The 22,870-nt window shown below is 71.4% G+C and carries 21 protein-coding genes; 11 read left to right on the top strand and 10 right to left on the bottom strand.

What is annotated here, in order from left to right; translation table 11 throughout:
* The first annotated feature begins 162 nt into the window (after window positions 1-162).
* Together ACZ48Z_RS02300 and ACZ48Z_RS02295 are read left to right on the top strand one after the other, a co-directional pair.
* Window positions 163-1,551: an aldehyde dehydrogenase family protein gene (locus ACZ48Z_RS02300; protein ID WP_468733888.1), complete on the top strand. Its 1,389-nt coding sequence runs from the start codon at window positions 163-165 to the stop codon at window positions 1,549-1,551.
* Between the two features lie 11 nt (window positions 1,552-1,562).
* A complete protein-coding gene (locus tag ACZ48Z_RS02295) occupies window positions 1,563-2,642 on the top strand; it encodes a Zn-dependent alcohol dehydrogenase (RefSeq protein ID WP_468733887.1) in 1,080 nt (359 codons plus the stop codon).
* A gap of 91 nt (window positions 2,643-2,733) precedes the next feature.
* Here the strand turns inward: ACZ48Z_RS02295 and ACZ48Z_RS02290 are convergent, their stop codons facing one another.
* The 3 genes from ACZ48Z_RS02290 to ACZ48Z_RS02280 are packed head-to-tail and all read right to left on the bottom strand — an operon-like array spanning window position 2,734 to window position 5,130.
* Window positions 2,734-3,675, bottom strand: coding sequence for a DMT family transporter (locus ACZ48Z_RS02290; RefSeq protein ID WP_468733886.1), 942 nt, complete (start codon window positions 3,673-3,675; stop codon window positions 2,734-2,736).
* A 59-nt stretch (window positions 3,676-3,734) separates the two neighbouring features.
* Complete coding sequence (locus ACZ48Z_RS02285) at window positions 3,735-4,442, bottom strand: ArsR/SmtB family transcription factor (RefSeq protein WP_468733885.1); 708 nt, start codon at window positions 4,440-4,442, stop codon at window positions 3,735-3,737.
* A 46-nt stretch (window positions 4,443-4,488) separates the two neighbouring features.
* A complete protein-coding gene (locus ACZ48Z_RS02280) occupies window positions 4,489-5,130 on the bottom strand; it encodes a TetR/AcrR family transcriptional regulator (RefSeq protein WP_468733884.1) in 642 nt (213 codons plus the stop codon).
* Window positions 5,131-5,205: 75 nt separating this feature from the next.
* Between ACZ48Z_RS02280 and ACZ48Z_RS02275 the strand changes: the two genes are divergently transcribed.
* From ACZ48Z_RS02275 to ACZ48Z_RS02265, 3 genes are all read left to right on the top strand, one after another.
* Complete coding sequence (locus ACZ48Z_RS02275) at window positions 5,206-6,360, top strand: acyl-CoA dehydrogenase family protein (RefSeq protein WP_468733883.1); 1,155 nt, start codon at window positions 5,206-5,208, stop codon at window positions 6,358-6,360.
* 59 nt (window positions 6,361-6,419) lie between these two features.
* Window positions 6,420-6,707, top strand: a complete 288-nt coding sequence (locus ACZ48Z_RS02270) for a YiaA/YiaB family inner membrane protein (RefSeq protein ID WP_328745900.1) — start codon at window positions 6,420-6,422, stop codon at window positions 6,705-6,707.
* Between the two features lie 117 nt (window positions 6,708-6,824).
* Window positions 6,825-7,451 carry a TetR/AcrR family transcriptional regulator gene (locus tag ACZ48Z_RS02265; RefSeq protein ID WP_468733882.1) on the top strand — a complete coding sequence of 209 codons (627 nt, stop codon included), beginning with the start codon at window positions 6,825-6,827 and terminating at the stop codon, window positions 7,449-7,451.
* Between the two features lie 4 nt (window positions 7,452-7,455).
* Here the strand turns inward: ACZ48Z_RS02265 and ACZ48Z_RS02260 are convergent, their stop codons facing one another.
* Window positions 7,456-7,917, bottom strand: coding sequence for a MaoC family dehydratase (locus ACZ48Z_RS02260; protein ID WP_468733881.1), 462 nt, complete (start codon window positions 7,915-7,917; stop codon window positions 7,456-7,458).
* A gap of 107 nt (window positions 7,918-8,024) precedes the next feature.
* On the opposite strand from ACZ48Z_RS02260, the gene soxR reads away from it, so the two are divergent.
* Both soxR and ACZ48Z_RS02250 read left to right on the top strand, forming a co-directional pair.
* A complete protein-coding gene (soxR, locus tag ACZ48Z_RS02255) occupies window positions 8,025-8,492 on the top strand; it encodes a redox-sensitive transcriptional activator SoxR (protein WP_468733880.1) in 468 nt (155 codons plus the stop codon).
* A gap of 153 nt (window positions 8,493-8,645) precedes the next feature.
* On the top strand, window positions 8,646-9,377 hold the full coding sequence (locus tag ACZ48Z_RS02250) for a hypothetical protein (RefSeq protein WP_468733879.1): 732 nt from the start codon (window positions 8,646-8,648) through the stop codon (window positions 9,375-9,377).
* Here the strand turns inward: ACZ48Z_RS02250 and ACZ48Z_RS02245 are convergent.
* On the bottom strand, window positions 9,323-10,045 hold the full coding sequence (locus ACZ48Z_RS02245; RefSeq protein ID WP_468733878.1) for a 3-keto-5-aminohexanoate cleavage protein: 723 nt from the start codon (window positions 10,043-10,045) through the stop codon (window positions 9,323-9,325). The genes ACZ48Z_RS02250 and ACZ48Z_RS02245 overlap by 55 nt on opposite strands.
* A 99-nt stretch (window positions 10,046-10,144) precedes the next feature.
* Window positions 10,145-10,747, bottom strand: a complete 603-nt coding sequence (locus ACZ48Z_RS02240; RefSeq protein ID WP_468733877.1) for a hypothetical protein — start codon at window positions 10,745-10,747, stop codon at window positions 10,145-10,147.
* Window positions 10,748-10,981: 234 nt separating this feature from the next.
* On the opposite strand from ACZ48Z_RS02240, the gene ACZ48Z_RS02235 reads away from it, so the two are divergent.
* Window positions 10,982-13,762, top strand: coding sequence for a penicillin acylase family protein (locus ACZ48Z_RS02235; protein WP_468733876.1), 2,781 nt, complete (start codon window positions 10,982-10,984; stop codon window positions 13,760-13,762).
* Window positions 13,763-13,785: 23 nt separating this feature from the next.
* Here the strand turns inward: ACZ48Z_RS02235 and ACZ48Z_RS02230 are convergent, their stop codons facing one another.
* Together ACZ48Z_RS02230 and ACZ48Z_RS02225 are read right to left on the bottom strand one after the other, a co-directional pair.
* Window positions 13,786-15,105: a serine-threonine protein kinase gene (locus ACZ48Z_RS02230; RefSeq protein ID WP_468733875.1), complete on the bottom strand. Its 1,320-nt coding sequence runs from the start codon at window positions 15,103-15,105 to the stop codon at window positions 13,786-13,788.
* An 81-nt stretch (window positions 15,106-15,186) separates the two neighbouring features.
* Window positions 15,187-16,419 (bottom strand): exo-beta-N-acetylmuramidase NamZ family protein, encoded by a 1,233-nt coding sequence (locus ACZ48Z_RS02225; protein ID WP_468733874.1) that lies wholly within the window; start codon window positions 16,417-16,419, stop codon window positions 15,187-15,189.
* A gap of 160 nt (window positions 16,420-16,579) precedes the next feature.
* Here ACZ48Z_RS02225 and ACZ48Z_RS02220 point away from each other — a divergent pair, with 160 nt between their 5' ends.
* From ACZ48Z_RS02220 to ACZ48Z_RS02210, 3 genes are read left to right on the top strand one after another with little or no spacing between them, the layout of a single operon-like run.
* Window positions 16,580-17,353: an SDR family oxidoreductase gene (locus tag ACZ48Z_RS02220; RefSeq protein WP_468733873.1), complete on the top strand. Its 774-nt coding sequence runs from the start codon at window positions 16,580-16,582 to the stop codon at window positions 17,351-17,353.
* Window positions 17,350-19,017, top strand: a complete 1,668-nt coding sequence (locus ACZ48Z_RS02215) for a class I adenylate-forming enzyme family protein (RefSeq protein WP_468733872.1) — start codon at window positions 17,350-17,352, stop codon at window positions 19,015-19,017. Before ACZ48Z_RS02220 ends, ACZ48Z_RS02215 begins: the two co-directional genes overlap by 4 nt.
* Before the next feature lie 26 nt (window positions 19,018-19,043).
* Complete coding sequence (locus ACZ48Z_RS02210; protein ID WP_468733995.1) at window positions 19,044-19,637, top strand: TetR/AcrR family transcriptional regulator; 594 nt, start codon at window positions 19,044-19,046, stop codon at window positions 19,635-19,637.
* Window positions 19,638-19,645: 8 nt separating this feature from the next.
* On the opposite strand, the gene ACZ48Z_RS02205 is transcribed toward ACZ48Z_RS02210, so the two are convergent.
* Together ACZ48Z_RS02205 and ACZ48Z_RS02200 are read right to left on the bottom strand one after the other, a co-directional pair.
* The gene (locus tag ACZ48Z_RS02205; protein ID WP_468733871.1) at window positions 19,646-20,410 is read right to left on the bottom strand and encodes a response regulator transcription factor; all 765 of its coding nucleotides are present in this window, start codon (window positions 20,408-20,410) and stop codon (window positions 19,646-19,648) included.
* A 377-nt stretch (window positions 20,411-20,787) separates the two neighbouring features.
* Window positions 20,788-22,770 carry a sensor histidine kinase gene (locus tag ACZ48Z_RS02200; protein ID WP_468733870.1) on the bottom strand — a complete coding sequence of 661 codons (1,983 nt, stop codon included), beginning with the start codon at window positions 22,768-22,770 and terminating at the stop codon, window positions 20,788-20,790.
* Between the last annotated feature and the right edge of the window lie 100 nt (window positions 22,771-22,870).

The raw sequence follows: 22,870 nt of genomic DNA, 5'->3' as shown, positions 1-22,870 counted from the left end.
GCACAGGAGGCCGTGGGCAGAAGGCCGTGGCCAGGGTGGACGACGGACGCGTGCCGACTTCTGATGTCCTTGCAGGGTCCGGCCCCGCCCTGGCGCGAAAAAACTATCGCCGCTAGTTTATGGGGTCGGACGACGACACGGCCCAGCCCGGGAGGACGCACCATGAAGGCGCACGACGGTATGTACATCGACGGCGAGTGGCGCCCGGCCGCAGGCCCGGACGTGATCGAGGTGGTGAACCCGGTCGACGAACAGGTCGTGGGCAGGGTCCCGGCCGGCACCGCCGAGGACGTCGACACCGCCGTACGGGCCGCCCGCGCCGCCCTCCCTGTCTGGGCCGCGACCGCCCCCGCCGAACGGGCCGCCCGCCTGGCCGCCCTCCGGGACGTCCTGGCCGCCCGCAAGGACGAGATCGCCGAGACCGTCACCGCCGAACTCGGCTCGCCCCTGAAGTTCTCGCAGAACGTCCACGCCGCCGTGCCCATCGCGGTGGCCGCCTCCTACGCCGAGCTCGCGGCCACCCACCCCTTCGAGGAGAAGGTGGGCAACTCCACGGTCCACCAGGAACCGATCGGCGTGGTCGGCGCGATCACGCCCTGGAACTACCCGCTGCACCAGATCGTCGCCAAGGTCGCCCCGGCCCTCGCCGCGGGCTGCACGGTCGTCCTCAAGCCCGCCGAGGACACCCCGCTGGTCGCCCAGCTGTTCGCCGAGGCGGTCCACGAGGCGGGCGTTCCGGCCGGTGTCTTCAACCTGGTCACCGGTCTCGGCCCGGTCGCGGGGCAGGCGCTCGCCGAGCACCCGGACGTCGACCTGGTCTCCTTCACCGGCTCCACCGCGGTCGGACGGCGGATCGGCGCGACCGCGGGTGCCGCGCTGAAGAAGGTCGCCCTGGAGCTCGGCGGCAAGTCCGCCAACGTCATCCTGCCGAGCGCCGACCTCGCCAAGGCGGTCAACGTCGGCGTCGCCAACGTGATGTCCAACTCCGGCCAGACATGCAGCGCCTGGACCCGGATGCTCGTCCACCGTGAGCAGTACGACGAGGCCGTCGAACTCGCCGCCTCCGCCGCCGCGAAGTACGGCGAGCGCATCGGGCCGGTCGTCAACGCCAAGCAGCAAGTGAGGGTGCGCGGTTACATCGAGAAGGGCGTGGCCGAGGGAGCCCGGCTGGTCGCCGGCGGCCCCGAATCCCCGCGCGAGCAGGGCTACTTCGTCGCCCCGACGGTCTTCGCCGATGTGACACCCGACATGACGATCGCCCAGGAGGAGATCTTCGGCCCGGTCCTGTCCGTCCTGCGCTACGAGGACGAGGAGGACGCCCTGCGCATCGCCAACGGAACGGTCTACGGCCTCGCGGGCGCCGTCTGGGCCGGTGAGGAGGCCGAGGCGGTGGCCTTCGCCCGCCGGATGGACACCGGGCAGGTCGACATCAACGGCGGCCGCTTCAACCCCCTTGCCCCCTTCGGCGGTTACAAGCAGTCCGGCGTGGGCCGCGAACTCGGCTCGCACGGCCTCGCCGAGTACCTCCAGACCAAGTCCCTGCAGTTCTGAGGAGCCGTCCCATGGTTCGTGCCGCCGTCCTTCCCGCCGTGGGCGCCCCGCTGGAGGTCACCGACATCGACCTCCCGGACCCCGGCCCCGGCCAGGTCCGCGTCCGGCTCGCTGCCGCCGGGGTCTGCCACTCCGACCTGTCCCTGTCCAACGGCACCATGCGCGTCCCCGTCCCGGCCGTCCTCGGCCACGAGGGCGCGGGCACGGTCGTCGCCGTGGGGGAGGGCGTCACCGGGGTGGTGCCCGGCGACGGAGTCGTCCTCAACTGGGCGCCCTCCTGCGGCAGTTGCCACGCCTGTTCGCTCGGCGAGGTGTGGCTGTGCGCCAACGCGCTCCGCGGCGCCGCCGACGTCTACGCCCGCACCGCGGACGGCACCGACCTCCATCCCGGCCTGAACGTCGCCGCGTTCGCCGAGGAGACGGTCGTATCGCAGTCCTGCCTGCTGCCCCTCCCCGACGGCATCCCCCTCACCGACGCGGCCCTGCTGGGCTGCGCCGTCCTCACCGGCTACGGCGCCGTCCACCACTCGGCGCGGGTCCGGCGAGGTGAGACGGTCGCCGTGTACGGCGTCGGGGGAGTGGGCCTCGCCGCGATCCAGGCGGCCCGGATCGCGGGGGCGTCGAAGATCGTCGCGGTCGATGTCTCCCCGGCGAAGGAGGAGTTGGCGCGCGCGGCGGGAGCCACCGAGTACGTCGTCGCCTCCGACGACACCGCCCGCGAGATCCGGGGACTCACCGGCAGGCAGGGCGTCGACGTCGCCGTCGAGTGCGTCGGCCGCGCCTCGACCATCCGCACCGCCTGGGACTCCACCCGCCGCGGCGGCCGTACGACCGTCGTCGGCATCGGCGGCAAGGACCAGCAGGTCACCTTCAACGCCCTGGAGATCTTCCACTGGGGCCGCACCCTCGCGGGCTGCGTCTACGGCAACTCGAACCCGGCCGAGGACCTGCCGGTGCTCGCCGAGCACGTGCGGGCCGGCCGGCTGGACCTGGGGTCGCTGGTCACGGAACGGATCGCGCTGGACGGGATCCCGGCGGCCTTCGACAACATGCTGGCGGGCAAGGGCGGCAGGGCGCTGGTGGTGTTCTGAGCGGCGGGTTGCCCGGAGCCCCGCCCCAGGTGCTCCGGGCGACCTCGCCGCCGGTCGCTTCTGCCTCAAGGCGCCTGCGGGCAGGGCTCGTTCACGCGGCGTCCGAGGCCTTCTCGGGCCGCGGCTCCGAGGGTGTCTCCGGCGCCGCGGCCGTGCCTCGCGCGCGGGAACGGGACACCGCCACACCCGCGAGGCACAGCACCCCTCCCGCGAGCGTGAACAGGCCCGGAACCTCGCCCAGGGCCAGCCAGGACATCAGGACGACCAGGGCGGGAACCGCGTAGGTGGTCGCGCCCATGCGGCTGGCGGTCGTACGGGCGAGGGCGTAGGCCCAGGTGGTGAACGCCAGGGCGGTCGGGAAGACGCCCAGGTAGACCATGTTGAGCGTCGCCGAGGCCGGGGCGTCGGCAGCGTCCGACACCAGTCGGCCGGCGAACGGGAGGCAGACCACCGCGCCCACCAGGCATCCGAACGTGGTCGCCTGCAAGGGGCTCGCCGAGTTGAGCGCGGGCTTCTGGGCGACGACTCCGCCGGCGTAGGCGACCGCGGCCAGCAGGCACAGCACCACCCCCAGCACCGAGGAGCCGCCCTCGCCCGACATCGACAGGCCCACGGTGACCGCGCCCGCGAAGGACACCGCCATGCCCGCCAGCAGCCGGGGCGGCATCGCGTCCTTGAGCAGGCGGGCACCGAGCAGGGCGATCAGGATCGGGCCGATGTTCACGACCAGGGCGGCGGTGCCCGCGTCCACCTGCTGCTCACCCCAGTTCAGGACGATCATGTAGAAGCCGAACCAGAGCACGCCGGAGACCGCGATACCGCGCCAGGCCGGGCGCGGTGGCCATCCCTCCCGCCGTATGAGGCACATCGCGCCCAGGGCCAGCGCGCCGGAGAGAAGCCGTCCCAGGGCCAGCGCGCCCGGAGAGTACGCGGCGCCCGCGCTGCGGATGGAGACGAAGGCGGAGGCCCAGAGGACGACGGTGACGGTGGCTGCGCCGGTGGCCAGGAGTTCGGTACGACGAAGGGAGTTCATCACGTTCCTGAGACTAGGGAGGGGACGGGCCGGGGGCTCGCGGATTTCGGACGGAGCTGCTAACGCAGGGCCTTCGCGTCAATGCCCAACAACTCGGCAAGGGACTGCTCGCCCACCCCCGTCACCTTCACCGCCCGCTCCGAGCCGATCCGTACGCACCAGCCTTCGGCGAAGGCGTGTCGGCACAGTGCCGCTCCCGCGACCCCCGCCAGGTGCGGGCGGCGTTCCGTCCAGTCGAGGCAGGCTCGGGCCAGGGGGCGGCGGGTCCGGTGGTCGAGGGAGATGCCGATGGCCGCGAACCAGGCGAGACCCGCATCCGTAAGGGCGAACCCCGTGTCCTGTCGCAGGAGTCGACGTTCTGTCAGGGCATCGGTCACGGTGATTCCCAGGCGGCCCGCCAAGTGGTCGTAGCAGGTGCGACCCCTGGCCATCGCCGAGCCGGCGCTCGACTCCCTCAGATTTCGCGGGCGCCGGGCGGCGTCCGGGGCGACCTGTGCCGCCAGGTCCTCGATCAGGTGGGCCACCCTCGCGTCGGTCAGACGCACATAACGGTGACGGCCCTGTCGCTCCTCCGTCAGGAGTCCGCCCGCGACCAGCCTGCCCAGGTGCTCGCTCAGCGTCGACGCGGCGACTCCCGCGTGGCGGGCCAGCTCACCCGCCGTCCAGGCCCGGCCGTCCAGCAGCGCCAGCAGACAGGTGGCCCGGGTCTCGTCGGCGATCAGGGCGGCGAGCCTGGCCAGCCGCGGCGCCTGCGGGTCTCGGGTCATGGCATCAGCATGCGCCCCGAACGGTTCGGTCACCGCCGAAGTGTCGTCACACCGTCCGGTGCACCTGCTCGTACTGCTGCGCCAGCCCGTCCAGCAGAGCCCTGAGCCCCGTCTCGAACGCCCGCTCGTCGATCTTCTCCTGCCGCTCGGCGAGGAGGTGGGCCTGGCCCAGGTGGGGATAGTCGGCCGGGTCGTAGGCGCTCGCGTCGTCCACGAAACCGCCCGCGAAGGACCCGAGCGCCGAGCCCATGATGAAGTACCGCATCAGCGCGCCGATGGACGTCGCCTGCGCCGGCGGCCAGCCCGCGTCGACCATCGCGCCGTAGACCGCGTCGGCGAGGCGCAGCCCGGCGGGGCGGCGGCCGGGGCCCTGGGCCAGCACCGGGACGATGTTCGGATGGTCGCGCAGGGCGCCGCGGTAGGAGAGGGCCCAGTCGTGCAGCGCGGTCCGCCAGTCGCGGTCGCCCTCGAACATCGACAGGTCGACCTGGGTGCTCACCGAGTCGGCGACCGCCTCCAGGATCTCGTCCTTCGTGCGGAAGTGGTTGTAGAGCGACGGACCGCTGACGCCGAGTTCAGCCGCCAGCCGGCGCGTCGACAGGGCCGCCAAGCCCTCCGCGTCCACGAGCGCGCGTGCCGTCTCGACGATCCGGTCGGTGCTGAGGAGGGGCTTGCGCGGTCGGGCCATGGCCCACATAGTAGGGCTGCGGAACAGAAACTAGCAGTGCTAATTTAATGGCACGCTCTCAAGTGAGGTGATCTCGTGGTCGACCTGGGGCTCAGCGAGGAGCAGACCGCCGTCCGGCAACTCGCCAGGGACTTCGTGGACCGTGAGATCGCTCCTCATGTCGTCGAGTGGGACCGTGCCGAGGAGGTCGACCGATCCCTGGTCAAGAAGCTCGGCGAGGTCGGCTTCCTCGGGTTGACGATCGACGAGGAGTACGGCGGCTCGGGCGGCGACCACCTCGCGTACTGCCTGGTCACCGAGGAGCTCGGGCGCGGTGACTCCTCCGTGCGCGGGATCGTGTCCGTCTCGCTCGGCCTGGTCGCCAAGACCATCGCGGCCCGGGGGAACGAGGAGCAGAAGCGGCGCTGGCTGCCCGGGCTGACCTCCGGCGAGTACCTCGGCTGCTTCGGCCTGACCGAACCGGGCACCGGCTCCGACGCGGGCAACCTCACCACCCGTGCCGTTCGCGACGGCGACGACTACGTCATCGACGGCACCAAGATGTTCATCACGAACGGCACCTGGGCCGACGTGGTCCTGCTGTTCGCCCGGTCGACGGACGCCCCCGGCCACAAGGGCGTCTCCGCCTTCCTCGTCCCGACCGACACCCCCGGCCTCAGCCGCCGCACCGTCCACGGCAAGCTCGGCCTGCGCGGCCAGGCCACCGCCGAACTGGTCCTCGATGGCGTGCGCGTGCCCGCCACCGCGATGCTCGGCGAGGAGGGCAAGGGCTTCTCCGTCGCCATGTCCGCGCTCGCCAAGGGGCGGATGTCGGTGGCGGCGGGCTGTGTCGGCATCGCCCAGGCCGCCCTGGACGCGGCCGTCCGGTACGCCGGTGAACGCGAGCAGTTCGGCAAGCCGATCGCGGGTCACCAGCTGGTCCAGGAACTCATCAGCGACATCGCCGTGGACGTGGACGCGGCCCGCCTGCTGACCTGGCGGGTCGCCGACCTGATCGACCGCGGGCTGCCCTTCGCCGTCGAGTCCTCCAAGGCCAAGCTCTTCGCCTCGGAGGCCGCCGTACGTGCCGCGAACAACGCCCTGCAGGTCTTCGGCGGCTACGGCTACATCGACGAGTACCCGGCGGGCAAGCTGCTGCGCGACGCCCGCGTGATGACGCTCTACGAGGGCACGAGCCAGATCCAGAAGCTGGTCATAGGGCGGGCGTTGACGGGCGTCTCGGCCTTCTGAGTACCCGTCTGAGTATCTGGACGGATGTGGGCAGGGGCATGGTCATCGAGACTCGGCCCATGAGTGAGACACCGGTCAAGCAGCAGAACACGGCAGCCTTCTACGGCCAGGCCGTCGCATCCTTCGCCGTGGCCATGACCGCCACGGCCGTCGGGATCTACCGACTGCACGCCGACGCCTGGGTGCGCGGGTTCCTCGCGATCGCCGTCCTGTACCTCGTCACCTCCGCCTTCACCCTGGCCAAGGTGATCCGGGACCGTCAGGAAGCCGGCCAGATCGTCAGCCGCGTCGACCAGGCACGCCTGGAGAAACTGCTCGCGGAACACGACCCCTTCGAGAAGCTCTGACCCGACCCGACCCGACCCGACCCGTTCCAGGCCCGGACCCCGGCTGAGCGGGGTGGCTAAGCGCTCGCTCAGCTTCGGCGGTATGGTGGTGTCTCGGACAGTGGAGAGGGGCGTGCGATGACCACGGCGGAGGAGACAGCTGGCGGCGAGGCGTCGGCGTGGGGCGAGGTCACGCCCGACGCGGCGCGGCGGCTGCTCGTCGCCGCGGTGGAGGCGTTCGCCGAGCGCGGCTACCACGCGACCACGACCCGCGACATCGCGGGCCGGGCCGGCATGAGTCCCGCCGCGCTCTACATCCACTACAAGACCAAGGAAGAGCTGCTCCACCGCATCAGCCGGATCGGCCACGAGAAGGCGCTGGAGATCCTCCAGGTCGCGGCCCGCCGCGAGGGCACCGCGACCGAGCGGCTCGCGGACGCCGTGAGCTCCTTCGTCCGCTGGCACGCCGGCGGTCGTACCACCGCCCGGGTCGTCCAGTACGAACTGGACTCGCTCGGCCCCGACGCCCGTGCCGAGATCCTCGCGCTGCGCCGGCAGTGCGACGCCGAGGTGCGCGGGATCATCGAGGAGGGCGTGGCCTCCGGTGAGTTCGACGTGCTGGACGTCAGGGGCACCACCATCGCCGTCATGTCGCTCTGCGTCGACGTGGCCCGCTGGTTCAACGTCGACGGCCCCTGGACGCCCGACGAGGTCGGCGCGCTGGACGCCGACCTCGTGCTGCGGATGGTGGGGGCGGCGAAGTAGCCGCTCAGAGGTAGTAGCGGGAGACCGACTCGGCCACGCACACCGGCTTGTCGCCGCCCTCGCGCTCCACGCTGAAGGCGACGGTGACCTGGACGCCGCCCGCCACGTCGTCGACGCCGGTGATCTGCGCGGTCGCACGCAGCCGTGAACCCACCGGCACGGGTGCGGGGAAACGCACCTTGTTCGTCCCGTAGTTGACGCCCATCTTCACGTTCTCGACCTTGATGAGCTGCGGTCCGAAGAGCGGCAGCAGGGAGAGGGTGAGATAGCCGTGCGCGATGGTGGTGCCGAAGGGGCCGGCGGCGGCCTTCTCCGGGTCGACGTGGATCCACTGGTGGTCGCCCGTGGCGTCCGCGAACAGGTCGATGCGCTTCTGGTCGACCTCCAGCCAGTCGGTGTGTCCCAGCTGCTCGCCCACCGCCGCCTTCAGGTCGTCGGCGCTCGTGAAGATCCTCGGCTCTGCCATGTCCCGGCCTCCTTGCCGCAAAGTGTCTAAGCGACTGCTTAGCATGGTCGGCCGGGGATCCCCTGTCAACGGACCGTGGGAGTGACGGCCTGGGTAGGGTTCGAGGGGTGCCCCAGCTTCCCGAGAAGATCCATGAACTCACGGTCGGCCAGCTCGCCGCCCGCAGCGGCGCCGCCGTCTCCGCCCTGCACTTCTACGAGTCCAAGGGACTGATCAGCAGCCGCCGCACCACGGGCAACCAGCGCCGCTACTCCCGAGACGCGCTGCGCCGGGTCGCGTTCGTCCGGGCCGCCCAGCGCGTCGGCATCCCGCTGGCCACGATCCGTGAGGCCCTTTCCGGGCTCCCCGAGGAGCGCACCCCCACCCGCGAGGACTGGGCCCGCCTCTCCGAGGTCTGGCGCTCCGAACTCGACGAACGCATCAAGCAGTTGAACCGCCTCCGCGACCACCTCACCGACTGCATCGGCTGCGGCTGTCTCTCCCTGGACACCTGCGTCCTGTCCAACCCGGACGACGTCATCGGGGACCGGCTGACGGGCTCGCGCCTGCTGGCGGAACGGCCGCGGGACCGGTAGGGATCACCGGGCGGGGGAGCGGGGGTCGCCCTCGAAGGAGCGCGCAGCTCGGAGCCCCGGAATCCGGTGGTGTGGGCCCGCCCGCGCCTGGTAGCGTCGCGATCTTCGGCCGGCGGCGACGTCGCGACCGGAGTACTGACGGGATCAACTCCCATGAACGCAACCGCCCTTGAGGCCGCGCTCGCGGACATCGACACGGTCTTCAACGGATTCGCGAGCCCTGGCGAGACCGCCTGCAGCCTCTGCGACCTCCCCGAGGAGATCGCGTTTCTGCGCACACCGTACGTCCGGATCCCGGTGGACGTGGTGCGGCAGTACACCTTCCAGGTGTCGGGTCACTTCGACGACCAGGACGCCGCGATGCGACGCCTGCTGCCGCAGGGCGCACGAGCGCTGACCGAGGGGGCTTTGGAGCCGCTCGGCCTCGGCTACCACGGCCTCACCGTCGTCGACTGGCGCTCGTGGCCCGAGGAGCAGGCCACCGCCGTCGAGACGTTCGTGCACGCATGGTGGCAGGACGTCCTCACGACGCCCGAGCCGCCGTACGCGATCGAGGAGATCTTCGAGTTGTGCGCCTCGATCCTCAGATCGGCGACCCCGTTGCTCGACCGGTGGCGACCGCACCCGGTCGCGGACGCGCACCTCATGAAGTGCGTGGACTGGTGGCTCCCGGAGCTGCTCGGGGACGACAGCCCCTTCCGGTGGTGGCTGTACGGGGAGGAGGCCGCCCTGCCTGTACTCCGGTCCTGGCTGGGCGCCCACGCCCCCGACCGTCTCCGGGCCCAGGGCGATCCCGACCTCGCGACACGCGTCGGACTCCTCGCCCTTCCCTACGACGAGCGCTGGGCGCACCCGTACTGGGCCAGCCCCTCGGCCACCAACTGAGCGTTGGACAGGGCTGGTTGGCCGTCGGGCAGCAGCAGGGTGTCCTCCAGGCCGATCCGGGTCGTCAGCCCGAGCCGGCCTGCCAGCCGCAGCACCGGCCAGGCCCCGCCGTCCTCGCCGTGCAGCAGCACAGGGCGGCCGTGCGCGGCGCCGAGCGTCGTGAGAAGGGAGCGCGCCGAAGCCTCCGGCGCCACCGTGTCCGTCACCTCCGCCAGAACACGCAGCACTCTCGGCCCGAGCGGGGACACCGCGAACCGCTCGGCCGCGTCCGTCCCCGACCAGATACCGGCCTCCACGCCGACCCCCAGGCCGATCAGCGCGGCGGCCACCTCCTCCGCGCCCGGCTCATGCCAGTTCACCGAGGCGTGGTCGGGCAGCACGGTCCACTCCCGGACGCGGGCGAGCCGGGCCGCCGGGTCCCGTTCGGTCCAGGCACCGGTGGTCACGCCGACCGGGACCGACACGCGTGCCCGGATCGCCTCCAGCGTCACCGCGAGCACGCGCGGCGACAAGGTGTCCTGGCCGCACGGCGTCTTGGGGTGGACGTGGATGTCCACGGCGCCCGCCGCGACGGCTTCGGCCGCCGACTGCGCCATGGTCTCGGGAGTGAGCGGCACCGCCGTACCGTCGGCGGCTCCGCGCGGACCGTTCAGACACACCTGCACCATGCCTCGATGGTGCCAGCCGCTGCCGGCAGATCAACCCGGCGATTCAACCGGGCAAAAAGGGGTGCGGCATCCCCGGCGCACCCCGGCGCGCCATTCGCTCTAGGCCGACACCAGCAACCGTCCGCGCCTGGCGTCAGCCAGGGCCTCGGGCGTGAGTACGGGCCGCGGGACCAGGATTCCGCACTCCGTGCAGACCGGACCCGTCGAGGGTTCGTGGTCCAGTTCGTACTTCCAGACGAGCCGCTCCCCGTCGCACGCCGGGCACACCGCGCCCGGCTCGCGCTCCAGCGCGGAGATCAGCCGGCGCAGCACCTCGGCCAGCGACTCATCGGGGTGGATGCGGGGGTCGTCGCACCATGCGACACCGAAACCGCCCCAGGTCAGCCGGTGCCAGTCGTCCACAGTGCCCGGCCTGCGCAACCCGTCGTGCTTCTCCTTCTTGCGTCGCTCGGCGAACTCCACCTCGTAGGCCAGCCAGACCGAACGCGCCTCCTCCAACTCCTCCAGTGCGGCCACGAGCCGCGCCGGGTCGGGGGAGCGGTCCTCGGGACCGAATCCCGCACGGGAGCACAAATGGTCCCAGGTCGCCCTGTGCCCGTAAGGAGCGAACCGCTCAAGGCACTTGCGCAGCGAATAGCGCCGAAGCGCCAGATCGCACCGCGGGTCTCGCACCTGTCTCGCCAGACTCCGGAAACCGGCCATCGCCCTGCACCTCCGTCACACCTGCACCTGTACTTCGGTCAACTTCGGCGTTGTCGCACGGACTTCGTACGGCGTTGCCGAATAGACGTATCGACAGGCGTTTTGGCTCCATCCGATTTCCGATGCCCCCCATAAGCCCACGCACCCCTGCCAAAACTTGACGCATGTTCATCTTCACTACCGGGGATACCGGCGGTAACGTCCCGGCACACCCCCCCGTCGGTTGGAGCTGCCATGCCTCGGCGCACCTCGCGCACCCTCCTTGACAGACTGAGAACTCCCGGCAGACTCTCCGGGTTCCTGAAGTCGGCTTCCGTATGCGTCCTGGTTGCCGCTCTTTTGTCCCCGCTCGCCCAGACGACAGCCACGGCGGCGGCCTCCAACGACTACTGCGGCGGACAGTGCTCCGACATCCTGCCGCCCGGTGAGAACGGCAACGCGACCCTCGCCCAGGTCCTCCTCAACCAGGCCTTCGGCACCCAGCCCGACCACGCCGAGGACCAGCTCGGCCCCTACGCCAACCTGGCCAAGGGCTCCTCCACGCTCACCAACTCCACGATCAACACGTTCTTCAACGACGCGTCGTTCGGGGTCGCGTCCGATCAAGTCGCCTCCACCGAGAAGCCCGCGAACCGCAGCGACGTGACGATCGTCCGCGACAAGAAGACGGGCGTACCGCACATCACCGGTACCACCAGATACGGCACGGAGTTCGGCGCGGGCTATGCCGCGGCTGAGGACCGGCTGTGGCTGATGGACGTCTTCCGGCACGTGGGGCGCGGCCAGCTGACCTCCTTCGCGGGCGGTGCCGCCTCCAACCAGGGCCTGGAACAGCAGTTCTGGCGCGACGCGCCCTACAGCGAGGCGGATCTGCAAGCACAGATCGACAACGCCGTCGCCACCAACGGCGCCCGCGGCCAGCAGGCCCTCGCCGACGCCAACGCCTACCTCGCCGGCATCAACTCCTACATCGACGCCTCCGACAGCGGCCGCTACTTCCCCGGCGAGTACGTCCTCACCGGCCACAAGGACTCCGTCACCAACGCCGGCACCATCGACCACTTCAAGATCACCGACCTGGTGGCGCTGGCCTCCGTCATCGGCGCCCTGTTCGGCTCCGGGGGCGGCGGCGAGGTCAACAACGCGATCTCGCTGCTGGCCGCCCAGCAGCAGTACGGCGTGGCGAAGGGCACCGAGGTCTGGGAGTCCTTCCGCGAGCGCAACGACCCCGAGGCCGCTCTCACCGTCCACAACGGCGAGAGCTTCCCGTACGCCACCAAGCCCGCCGCCCCGCAGGGCGAGGCGCTGCCCGACGCCGGTTCGGTGAGCACCGTGCCCCTGGTCTACGACGCCTCGGGCACCGGCGCCGACCAGAGCGCGAGCGCGGCCTCCGCCACGGCCACCGCGAACGCCCTCACCTCGGCCAGGCGCGGCATGTCCAACGCCCTCGTCGTCAGCGGGAAGTACACCGCAAGCGGCCACCCGGTCGCCGTCTTCGGCCCGCAGACCGGCTACTTCGCACCCCAGCTGCTCATGCTCCAGGAGATCCAGGGCCCGGGCATCAGCGCCCGCGGCGCCTCCTTCGCGGGCCTGAGCATGTACGTGGAGCTGGGCCGCGGCCAGGACTACGCGTGGTCCGCCACGACCTCCGGCCAGGACATCATCGACAGCTACGCCGTCGAGCTGTGCCAGGACGACTACCACTACCTGTACCACGGCACCTGCACGGCCATGGACACGATCGAGCAGAAGAACACCTGGGCCCCGACCACGGCCGACGGCACCGCCGCGGGGTCGTACACGATGCGGGTCTATCGCACCAAGTACGGTCCCGTCGCATACCGGGCGACCGTCGGCGGCAAGAAGGTCGCCTACACCACCCTGCGCTCCTCCTACATGCACGAGGCCGACTCGATCATCGGCTTCCAGATGCTGAACGACCCGGACTACGTCAAGAGCCCGCAGACCTTCCAGAGCGCGGTGCAGCACATCAACTACACCTTCAACTGGTTCTACGCCGACTCCTCGCACACCGCGTACTACAACAGCGGCGACAACCCGGTGCGCGCGGCCGGTGTCGACGCCGAGTTCCCGGTCTGGGCGCAGGCGGCGTACGAGTGGAAGAACTGGAACCCGACGACCAACACCGCCGACTACACCCCGGCCTCCGCGCACCCCAACTCGATCGACCAGGACTACTACATCTCCTGGAACAACAAACAGGCGCTCGACTACTCGGCGGCCTCCTGGGGCGACGGCTCCGTACACCGCGGCAACCTGCTCGAGGACCGGGTGAAGAAGCTGGTCGCCGCGGGCGGCGTCACCAGGGCCTCCCTCGTCAAGGCCATGTCGGACGCGTCCCTGACCGACCTGCGCGCCGAGGACGTGCTCCCGGATCTACTGAAGGTGGTCAACAGCTCCACCGTCACCGACTCCACGGCGGCGGCCGCGGTCACCAAACTCCAGGCGTGGCTGGCCGCGGGCGGCAAACGCACCGAGACGTCGGCGGGCTCGAAGGCGTACGCCAACGCCGACGCGGTCCGCATCCTCGACGCGTGGTGGCCGTTGCTGGTGCAGGCGGAGTTCTCCCCGGGGCTCGGCAGCAACCTGTACACCGCCTTCCAGGCCAACTTGTCCGTCGACGAGTCCCCGTCCGCCGCGCACGGTCCCACCGGCGCCCACGCGGGCAGTTCCTTCCAGTTCGGCTGGTGGAGCTACGTCGACAAGGACATCCGCTCGGTGCTCGGCGAGTCGGTGAAGGGCCCGCTGGCGAACACGTACTGCGGCGGCGGCAGCCTCAGCGCCTGCCGGGACATCCTGATCAGCACCCTGAAGACCGCGTCCGGCAAGACCGCGGCCCAGGTCTACCCCGGCGACACCCTGTGCTCGGCGGGCGACCAGTGGTGCGCCGACTCGATCGTCCAGCGCACCCTGGGCGGCATCAAGCACTACAACATCAGCTGGCAGAACCGACCGACCTTCCAGCAGGTGGTGGAGTTCACCTCGCACCGGTAGGCGCACGGCGGTCCGGCGGCGGGTCAGTGCACACGGCCCGCCGCCAGGACCAGTCGGGCCAGTTCGCGGTGGATGATGTCGCTGTGGGCGCCGCAGGGCGGCCCGCCGCGTCTCACCACAGCCGCTGTGTCGACGTTCACGCAGCCCTTCACGGGCAGCTTCCGCAGGGCGTCGGCGAGCTTCAGGGACGGCGTGCCGGGCACGCCCTGCACGCCGTTGTGCCCCATCGCCCCCCACTTGGCGCCCAGCACCCGGCCGATGTCGAAGGCCGCGACGCTCTGTGCGTCACCCGCCATGCGTGACGCCAGCGGATAGAGCGTGCCGAGAGCCGCGTCGAAGCCGGAGTAGCAGCACACCACCGGCCCGTCGACACGGTTCTGCTGCCCCTGGAGCACTCCTCCCGCGCGCGCGTCGTGCGGCAGCCGAGCCGCGAACGCGTAGTGCGAGAAGGCCCCTTGGAGCAGCGTGACGGACTTGACCGTGCGCACGCCCTCCGGCAGGCCGCGCAGCGCGAACGACACCAGCCGGCCCCCGAAACTGTGCCCCACCAGATGCACCCGCACCCCGGGCGCCGCTTCGGCCAGCTGCCCGATCACCCGGCCGAGCCCGCGCTCGCCGACCGTGCCCGCGCGCCGCTTCATCGCGTAGTACGTCCCCTGCCGCAGCAGTTCGTGCGCCCCGTCCCACGGGTTGGGGATCGCGAACTCCGCGGACTCCCGCGGTGACGGGGATTCGAGATGGGCCAGCGTCCGCGCGAACTCCTCGCACACCGTCGCGGCGGACGCGGTGAAGATCTGCGGCTCGTCCTGCGGTACTCCCTCGGCGAGGGTGTCCGCCGCGAACAGTGCCTGCGGCCCCGGCGGCACGACCTCCACCAGTATCCGGACCAGTCTCCCGAACTCCTCCAACTCGGGTTCTCCCCGAGGCTGTTGGTCCAGCAGCCGGGCCAACTGGTCGATCACCGTGGCCCGTCCGGGGAAGGTCTCCAGGAGCGCGTGCCGGGTGTCCTTGTCGAGCACCGGACGCGGCGGCATCTCGGCGGCCACGGACCGCGGGAAGTCCGGGATCGGCTCGTCGGAGAACCGCATCGACGGCCATACGACCCCGACGTACCCGAGCTTCGCCGCGGGCGCGAGCACGGGGAACGGCTCGAAGAAGCGGCTGCAGAGCCGGGTCGCCCCCGAACGGTCGCTGTTCCAGCCGTGCGAGAAGACGACCAGGTCCTTGACGCCGCGGTCCACCACCTGCGCCAGCAGCCGGTCCCGCCGGCATGCGTCGGGGTCTCCGTCCGCGTCGAACGTCAGCTCCCAGTACGGCGTCACACTCATCGCCGGTTCCGCCATGACAGACCCCCTCGTCCCCCGTAGTGGTGCGATGTGGGCGCATCGTCCTGCTACCGGATGAGGTTGGCCATACGTCATGGCTCATCTGTAGATGAGGTAGTTCTTTCGAATCCGCCGGAACGCCGCCAGTTCCTCCCGCCAGCCGGCCACGACCTCGTCGGTGCCCGCACCGCCGTCGATCATCGTGCGCACGAGAGCGGAGCCGGTCAGCTTGTCGATCCAGTTGTCCGGACGCCAACCGAAGCCGGACCAGGTCCTCTTGGCGGTCACCAGCAGGGCGATGCCGGTGCGGACCGGGTCGTACGCGGGCCTGTCGTGCACGTGGATCTGCACGCCGCCGACGGTCTTCCCCTGGAACTTGGAGAACGTGGGCGCGAAGTACGCCTCCCTGAAGTGCACGCCGGGCAGGCCGAGTTCGTTCGCGGCGGCGGCCCAGCGGCCGTCGACGCCCTCGGCGCCCAGCAGTTCGAAGGGGCGGGTGGTGCCGCGTCCCTCGGAGAGGTTCGTGCCCTCGAAGAGACAGGTGCCCGCGTACACGAGTGCGGTGTCGGGGGTCGGCATGTTCGGGCTCGGGGGGACCCAGGGGAGGTTCCAGGCGTCGTAGAACTCGGAGCGCCTCCAGCCCGTCATCAGGACCGTCTCCAGGGGGACGGGGGAGCTGAGGAACTCGCCGTTGAAGAGGCGGGCCAGTTCCGCGACGGTCATGCCGTGCGCCTGGGAGATGGGCTGCCGGCCCACGAAGGTCGCGAACTCCCTGTGCAGGACCGGGCCGAGAGCCTCGCGGCCGGTGACGGGGTTCGGGCGGTCCAGCACGACGAAGCGCTTGCCGGCGAGCTGGGCCGCCTCCATGCAGTCGTACAGGGTCCAGATGTACGTGTAGAAGCGTGCGCCCACGTCCTGGATGTCGAAGACGACCGTGTCCACGCCGGAGGCGGTGAAGACGTCGGCGAGCGGCCGGCCGCTCTTGAGATAGGTGTCGTGGACGGGTAGACCGGTGGCCGGGTCGTCGTAGCGGCCCTCGGAGCCGCCTGCCTGGGCGGTGCCGCGGAAGCCGTGCTCGGGGCCGAAGACGGCGGTGAGGTTGACGCGGGGGTCGGTGTGCATCACGTCGACGATGTGGCGGACGTCCCGGGTGATGCCGGTGGGGTTGGTGACGATTCCGACTTTCTGGCCGCGGAGTTGTCGGTAGCCGGTCGCGGCCAGGTTCTCGAAACCGGTTCGTCTGTGGGGGTGGGCTGCTTGAGTGGGGGATGCGGAGGCCAGTGACGCCGTTGCCGTTGCTGCTGCTAGCAGGGTTCGTCTGGATAGGCGCATGAGGTGCACGTTAGGTGCTCCCGCGGGTTGTGGGGAGGCTGCGCGTAGTACGTGGCTTGTCGCAGTTCCCCGCGCCCCTGGTAGGTCGCCGTCGCCCTTTCCTTGAACATACCGACCGGTTAGTCTGGCCGTGCAGTCGAGCCGGAGTCGAAGGAGACCGATGGTGGAAGCCCTGCAGGATGCCGGAGTGATCGTCACCGGAGCGGGAGGTGGCATCGGGGCTGCGCTGGCCCGGCGGTTCGCCGCCGAGGGGGCTCGAGTCGTCGTCAACGACCTCGATGCCGGGCGGGCCAAGGCCGTCGCCGAGGAGATCGGCGGGATCGCCGTCGCCGGGGATGCCTCCGCCGTGGTCTCCGAGGCCCGCGACGCCCTGAACGGCGTCGTCGACGTCTACTGCGCCAACGCCGGTGTCGCCTTCGGGGGCGGGAACGCCGACGCGCCGCTCGACGAGAACGCCTGGGCGACCTCCTGGGACGTCAACGTCATGGCGCACGTCCGGGCCGCCCACGAACTGCTGCCCGCATGGCTGGAGCGGGGGAGCGGGCGGTTCGTGTCCACCGTGTCCGCCGCCGGACTGCTGACCATGATCGGAGCCGCCCCCTACGCCGTCACCAAGCACGGGGCGCTCGCCTTCGCCGAGTACCTGTCCCTGACCTACCGGCACCGAGGCATCAAGGTGCACGCGATCTGTCCGCAGGGCGTGCGCACCGACATGCTGGCCGCCACCGGCAGCGCCGGGGACCTGGTGCTCAAGCCGACCGCCGTGGAACCGGACGACGTGGCCGACGCGTTGTTCCGGGGGATCGAGGAGGACCGCTTCCTGATTTTGCCGCACCCCGAGGCCGCCGCGTACTACCAGGCGCGGGCCACCGAACCCGACCGATGGCTGGCCGGCATGAACCACATCCAGCAGAAGTGGGAGGAAACGCGGTGACCGACTCCCGTTACGCGGCCAAGCCCTGGCTGGGACTGCTCAGTGCGGCCCAGCGCGGTCCGATCGAGCCCGCCGACTCGCTCGTGCACGCCCTTCGGCGGGCCGTCGCCGAGGCGCCGGAGCGGCCCTTCCTCGCGTACTTCGACGGCCGGCTCAGCTACCGCGAGGTCGACGAGCTCAGTGACTCCGTCGCCGGGCACCTCGCCGCGCGTGGACTGGAGCCCGGGGACCGGGTGGCGGTCCTGCTGCAGAACTCGCCGCACTTCGTCATCGCGCTGCTCGGCGCCTGGAAGGCGGGCGCCACCGTCGTACCGGTCAACCCCATGTACAAGTCGGGGGAGGTCCGGCATGTGCTGCGGGACGGCGAGGTCGTCGCGCTGATCTGCTCCGACCGGGCCTGGGAGTCGTATCTGCGCGAGACGGCCGCCGACTCGACCGTGCGGATCGTGCTCACCGGATGCGAACTGGACTTCCAGACCCGCGGGGACGCGCGCGTGCTCGGCTTCGAGCGGCAGCCGCGGGCCGAGGACGCCGACGATCTGACCGAGGTCGCCCGCGCGGGGCACAAGGCGCCGGACGGCCGCGATCCCGGGCCCGCCGACATCGCGCTGATCAGCTACACCTCGGGCACCAGCGGCACCCCCAAGGGCGCCACCAACACCCACGGCAACATCATGTACAACGCCGAGCGGCAGCGGACCGGGCTCGGGCTGCCCGAGGCGCCCGTGTACTTCGCGATGGCGCCGCTGTTCCACATCACCGGGATGGTCTGCCAGCTCGGGGCGTGTCTGAACAGCGTGGGCACACTCGTGCTGGCGTACCGCTTCGAGGCGGGCGTGGTCCTTGAGGCCTTCGCCGAGCACCGGCCGCACTACACCGTCGGCCCCTCGACCGCGTTCATGGCGCTCGCCGCCCACCCTGACGTCACCCGCGAGCACTTCTCGTCCTTCGCCAACATCTCCTCGGGCGGGGCACCGCTGCCGCCCGCCCTGGTGGAGAAGTTCCGGGCCGGCTTCGGGCCGTACATCCGCAACGGCTACGGACTGACCGAGTGCACCGCGCCCTGCGCCTCCGTGCCGCCGGAGCGGGAGGCGCCCGTCGACCCGGTGTCCGGGACGCTGGCCGTGGGCGTGCCGGGGCCCGACACGGTCGTACGGATCATCGACGACAGCGGCGTCGAGGTGCCCTTCGGAGAGCAGGGCGAGATCGTCGTGCGCGGGCCGCAGGTGGTGCCCGGGTACTGGCGGCGGCCCGACGCGACCGCCGAGACCTTCCCGGACGGCGAACTGCGCACCGGTGACATCGGGTTCATGGACCCGCAGGGCTGGCTGTACGTCGTCGACCGCAAGAAGGACATGATCAACGCGTCCGGTTTCAAGGTGTGGCCGCGCGAGGTCGAGGACGTGCTGTACACCCATCCGGCGGTGCGCGAGGCGGCCGTCGTCGGAGTGCCCGACGGCTACCGCGGGGAGACCGTCAAGGCGTACATCAGCCTCCGTCCGGGTGCCGAAACCGACCCCGATGCGCTCGCCGCGTACTGCAAGGAGAGACTGGCGGCTTACAAATACCCGCGGCAGGTGGAGATCCTGCCCGACTTGCCGAAGACGGCCAGTGGGAAGATCCTCCGTCGGGAACTCCGTTCCCCACCGCAGAACAGCGCATGACCTCACGGAAGGCAGGTGGCGGCACAGTGCCCAGGACGACGGACGGAGACGGTACGCCCGTCCCGCAGCGGCTGCTGGCCGCCGCCACCCGGCTCTTCGCCGAGCAGGGCTACGACCGCACCTCCGTGCAGGAGATCGTCGAGGCGGCCGGCGTCACCAAGGGGGCGCTGTACCACTACTTCGGTTCCAAGGACGACCTCCTGCACGAGGTGTACGCGCGCGTGCTGCGTGTCCAGCAGGAGCGCCTGGACGCGCTCGCGAACGCCGACGAGCCGATCGAGAAGCGGGTGCGGGCGGCGGCCGCCGATGTCGTCGTCACCACGATCGACAACCTCGACGACGCGATGATCTTCTTCCGGTCCATGCACCACCTCAGCCCGGAGAAGAACAAGCAGGTGCGCGCCGAGCGGCGGAAGTACCACGAGCGGTTCCGCGCGCTCATCGAGGAGGGCCAGGAGGCGGGTGTCTTCTCGAAGGCGACCCCGGCCGACCTCGTCGTGGACTACCACTTCGGCTCCGTCCACCACCTGTCGACCTGGTACCGCCCGGACGGCCCCATGAGCCCGCAGCAGGTCGCCGACCACCTGGCCGACCTGCTGCTGAGGGCCCTGCGGCCGTAACGGCGCTGCTACGCGTCCGGCGTGGGGCCGAGGCCGGCCTCGCGGGCCCACGCCGCCGCCCCGGCACGGTCGGCGACACCCAGTTTCGTCAGGACCGCCGACATGTGGTTGCTGACCGTCTTGGGGGAGAGGCCGAGCCGGGCGGCCACCACCGAGTTGGGCTGTCCGTCGGCGATCAGCGTCAGCACGTCCCGTTCCCGCGGGGTGAGCGTCGGACACGGGTCGGGCTGCGGCTGCGGCCTGCCGAGCTGCCCGAGCACGCGCCGTGCCACCCCGGGCCCGAAGATCGCCTCACCGGCGGCCACCGCCCGGATCGCCCGGACGATCTCGTCCTGCCCCGCCCCCTTGAGGACGTAGCCGCGGGCACCGGCCCGCATCGCCGCGAACACCGAGTCGTCCTCATCGACCATGGTCAGCATCAGCACCGCCACCGACGGGGCGACCCGGCCGATCTCCCGGGTCGCCTCGATGCCGTTCTGGTCGGGCATCCGGATGTCCATCACCATCACGTGCGGGCGCAGCGTCACCGCGGCCCGTACGGCCTCGCGCCCACTGGCCGCCACACCGACCACCCGGACCCGCGGGCTCCCGTCCCGCACCGACTCGAGCAGCGCGGCGAGACCCGTACGGACCACGGGGTGGTCATCGGCCAGCACGACCCGCAGCGCGTCGCCGTCCTCCGCTCCGGCCTCGGGTCCGGCTGTGCCGCGGAACGCGTCGGTCTCGCCCGGTCCAGGGCTCCTGCCTCCCGCCGGTCGCTCCGGACGCGGCAACGGGCGGATCCCGTGGGGCTCTCGCGGCGCGCCGGTCTCGTCAGATGCTCCGCCTCCGGCTGTTTGCTGCTGCCCGGGGGCAAAGGCGCCACTGCCGACTGCCCGAGGTCTGCCGTCCTGCCCGTACGTCTGTGTTCCGGGCCCCGGGGCCTTCGGGAGCGTGTCTTCAGGTGTTCGGCCTTCGCCCGGGACCCCGCGAGATACGTCGCCCCGGCTTCCCGCTCGTGCCTCCGCCGTCCGGGCGCCGTGCGGGGCGACGGCGCGCAGGGGTAGCGCGTTGTCACTGCCCGGTTCCGTCCGGTCCCGCGGATCCCGCGCATCCCGTGTCATCGCAGGTTCCGTCCGGTCCCGCGCATCCCGTGTCATCGCACCGTCCCTCACAGCGGCAGCCTCGCCGTCACCCGTCCTCGGCCCGCCGTGCAGCGACCGCCGAGTTCCGCCGCGCGCTCCTGCATCGACGTGATGCCCACACCCGCCTGCCACGGCGCGTCCCCGGCGGCGGGCGTGCCGTCGTCGCACACCTCGAGCCACAGGCCGTCACCGATCTCGACGCGCAGGTCCACGCGCGAGGCGCGGGCGTGCCGGGCGGCGTTGGTGAGGGCCTCGACCGCGATCCGGTAGGCGGCCACCTCCACGGCCGCGGGCAGTACCGGCAGCCGGTCGGGTGCCTCAATCCGCACCTGCAGCGGGGTGCCGTCGGCACGCCAGGACAGCCAGGCGGCACGCTCCCGCAGGGCGCCGAGCAGCCCCAGCTGGTCCAGGTCCGGCGGCCTGAGCCCGTCCACCAGACGCCGGACCTCCCCGACCGCGCCGCCGATCTCGGCCCGCAGCTCGGCCAGCAGACCGAGCGCCCGCTCCCGGTCGAACGCCAGCAGGTTGCCCACCGCGTCCACCTGGAAGGCCGCTCCGGCGAGCGTCGGACCGAGCCCGTCGTGCAGATCGCGGCGGATGCGCCGCCGTTCCTCCTCCTGCGCGGCGACGATCCGTTCCCGGGACACCTGCAACTGCCGGGTCAGGTCGGTCGCGTGCAACGCCGCCGCGAGCGGAACCGCCAGCAGCTCCAGGACGGCCAGGTCCGCCGGGGCCGGCTGCTGCTCCCCGGGACGCAGGCCGACCACCAGCTCCCCGACGTCGTGGCCGTCGTAGTCCAGCGGGACGGTGTGCACGGGCCCCGCCAGGGTTCCCCAACTCCCGCTCCCCGTCCCCGACCTGGAGTCGACACACGCGTACGGCACCCGCAGCGCCTCGCCCACCGCCTCCGGCACCGCGCCCACCCCGGTCCCCGCGAGCCGTTTGCCGATTCGCGAGACCACACGCACCGGATCGTGCCGCTCGCCGTACAGGGCCCGGTCGACCATGCGCTGGAGTCCTCGCCGGGCGGGCTCGAAGGCGACGGCGAGGGTGACCGTGACGAGCGCCGGACCGAGGAGCTCGGGCAGCGGGGCGAGCTGCGACTGGACGAAGGCGACGAGGCCGACGTAGGCGACGATCACACCGAGGGTGAGTGCGCCGTACAGCAGGCTCCGGGAGACGACGACACGGATGTCGAGCAGCTCGTGACGGACCACGGCGATCACGATGGCGGCGGGCAGGAACAGGGTGCAGCACGACGTGTAGACCGCGGGAAAGCCGAAGATCTGCAGCAGCACGCTCAGCGCCAGCGGTGTCATCCCGGCGATCAGCCACAGCAGCCGGCGCCGGTCCTGTTCCCCGCCGCGCCGGTAGCGCATGGCCATGACGGCGAACACGGCGGCCAGCACCAGACAGGCCTTGGCGGTCTCCACATGTCTGAGCACGGGCAGCCAGCCGTCAGGTGCCGGGAGGTACGAGGGTTCGGCCGGCGTGCCGAGGAACAGCCCCCAGTCGTCCCGCGCCCAGACCGCGAAGTCGAGGGGTGAGGACAGCAGTTGCAGCACCAGGGCCCAGCGCCAGCGGCGGTCGGGCAGCCGGCCGTCGGGGAACAGGAAGAACACGAAGACGAACGCCCACGAGCTGCCGACGATCCAGGTGTGCCGCCCGATCGTGACGACCGCGCGCAGCAGCCCGGGGGACCAGCCCAGCCGCAGCCCCTCGACGCCCAGACCGATCGACAGGCCCGTGAACGCGTGCCCCAGGCCGTACCCGATCAGCAGCCAGCCGATGGGGTTGCGCGGCCGGTGCAGCGCGATCACCGTGCCGCAGACGGGGTAGGCGAGACCCACGGCCAGGTCGACGACCATGTCGTAGCGGACCAGGTCCCGCGCCGGGACGTTCGCCATCGCCAACAGCACGGCCCCGACGCTCACTTGGGCCAGCGCGAGACCCAGCAGGGCGTACGCCGTCACGGTGCGCCGCCGGGTCCGCCCCCGCCCGTCCTCCATGCCCTCATCGTCCCGGTTCGACCGCCCGGGTGTCATGGGAACGGTTCCCGGTCCACCCGGGAGAGGTTCCGGGGACCGCCCGGCCGCCGCCCCTCAACTC

It is taken from the genome of Streptomyces sp. NPDC031225 (assembly GCF_055570355.1).
Note: the sequence above shows the minus strand (reverse complement) of the source record. Positions and strands in the feature narration are given on the sequence as shown.

What these genes read in the sequence shown, in the direction of transcription:
- ACZ48Z_RS02300 (WP_468733888.1), top strand. Translation starts at nt 163, where the DNA reads ATGAAGGCGCACGACGGTATGTACATCGACGGCGAGTGGCGCCCGGCC.
- ACZ48Z_RS02295 (WP_468733887.1), top strand. Translation starts at nt 1,563, where the DNA reads ATGGTTCGTGCCGCCGTCCTTCCCGCCGTGGGCGCCCCGCTGGAGGTC.
- ACZ48Z_RS02290 (WP_468733886.1), bottom strand. Translation starts at nt 3,675, where the DNA reads ATGAACTCCCTTCGTCGTACCGAACTCCTGGCCACCGGCGCAGCCACC.
- ACZ48Z_RS02285 (WP_468733885.1), bottom strand. Translation starts at nt 4,442, where the DNA reads ATGACCCGAGACCCGCAGGCGCCGCGGCTGGCCAGGCTCGCCGCCCTG.
- ACZ48Z_RS02280 (WP_468733884.1), bottom strand. Translation starts at nt 5,130, where the DNA reads ATGGCCCGACCGCGCAAGCCCCTCCTCAGCACCGACCGGATCGTCGAG.
- ACZ48Z_RS02270 (WP_328745900.1), top strand. Translation starts at nt 6,420, where the DNA reads ATGAGTGAGACACCGGTCAAGCAGCAGAACACGGCAGCCTTCTACGGC.
- ACZ48Z_RS02265 (WP_468733882.1), top strand. Translation starts at nt 6,825, where the DNA reads ATGACCACGGCGGAGGAGACAGCTGGCGGCGAGGCGTCGGCGTGGGGC.
- ACZ48Z_RS02260 (WP_468733881.1), bottom strand. Translation starts at nt 7,917, where the DNA reads ATGGCAGAGCCGAGGATCTTCACGAGCGCCGACGACCTGAAGGCGGCG.
- ACZ48Z_RS02250 (WP_468733879.1), top strand. Translation starts at nt 8,646, where the DNA reads ATGAACGCAACCGCCCTTGAGGCCGCGCTCGCGGACATCGACACGGTC.
- ACZ48Z_RS02245 (WP_468733878.1), bottom strand. Translation starts at nt 10,045, where the DNA reads ATGGTGCAGGTGTGTCTGAACGGTCCGCGCGGAGCCGCCGACGGTACG.
- ACZ48Z_RS02240 (WP_468733877.1), bottom strand. Translation starts at nt 10,747, where the DNA reads ATGGCCGGTTTCCGGAGTCTGGCGAGACAGGTGCGAGACCCGCGGTGC.
- ACZ48Z_RS02235 (WP_468733876.1), top strand. Translation starts at nt 10,982, where the DNA reads ATGCCTCGGCGCACCTCGCGCACCCTCCTTGACAGACTGAGAACTCCC.
- ACZ48Z_RS02230 (WP_468733875.1), bottom strand. Translation starts at nt 15,105, where the DNA reads ATGGCGGAACCGGCGATGAGTGTGACGCCGTACTGGGAGCTGACGTTC.
- ACZ48Z_RS02225 (WP_468733874.1), bottom strand. Translation starts at nt 16,419, where the DNA reads ATGCGCCTATCCAGACGAACCCTGCTAGCAGCAGCAACGGCAACGGCG.
- ACZ48Z_RS02220 (WP_468733873.1), top strand. Translation starts at nt 16,580, where the DNA reads ATGGTGGAAGCCCTGCAGGATGCCGGAGTGATCGTCACCGGAGCGGGA.
- ACZ48Z_RS02200 (WP_468733870.1), bottom strand. Translation starts at nt 22,770, where the DNA reads ATGGAGGACGGGCGGGGGCGGACCCGGCGGCGCACCGTGACGGCGTAC.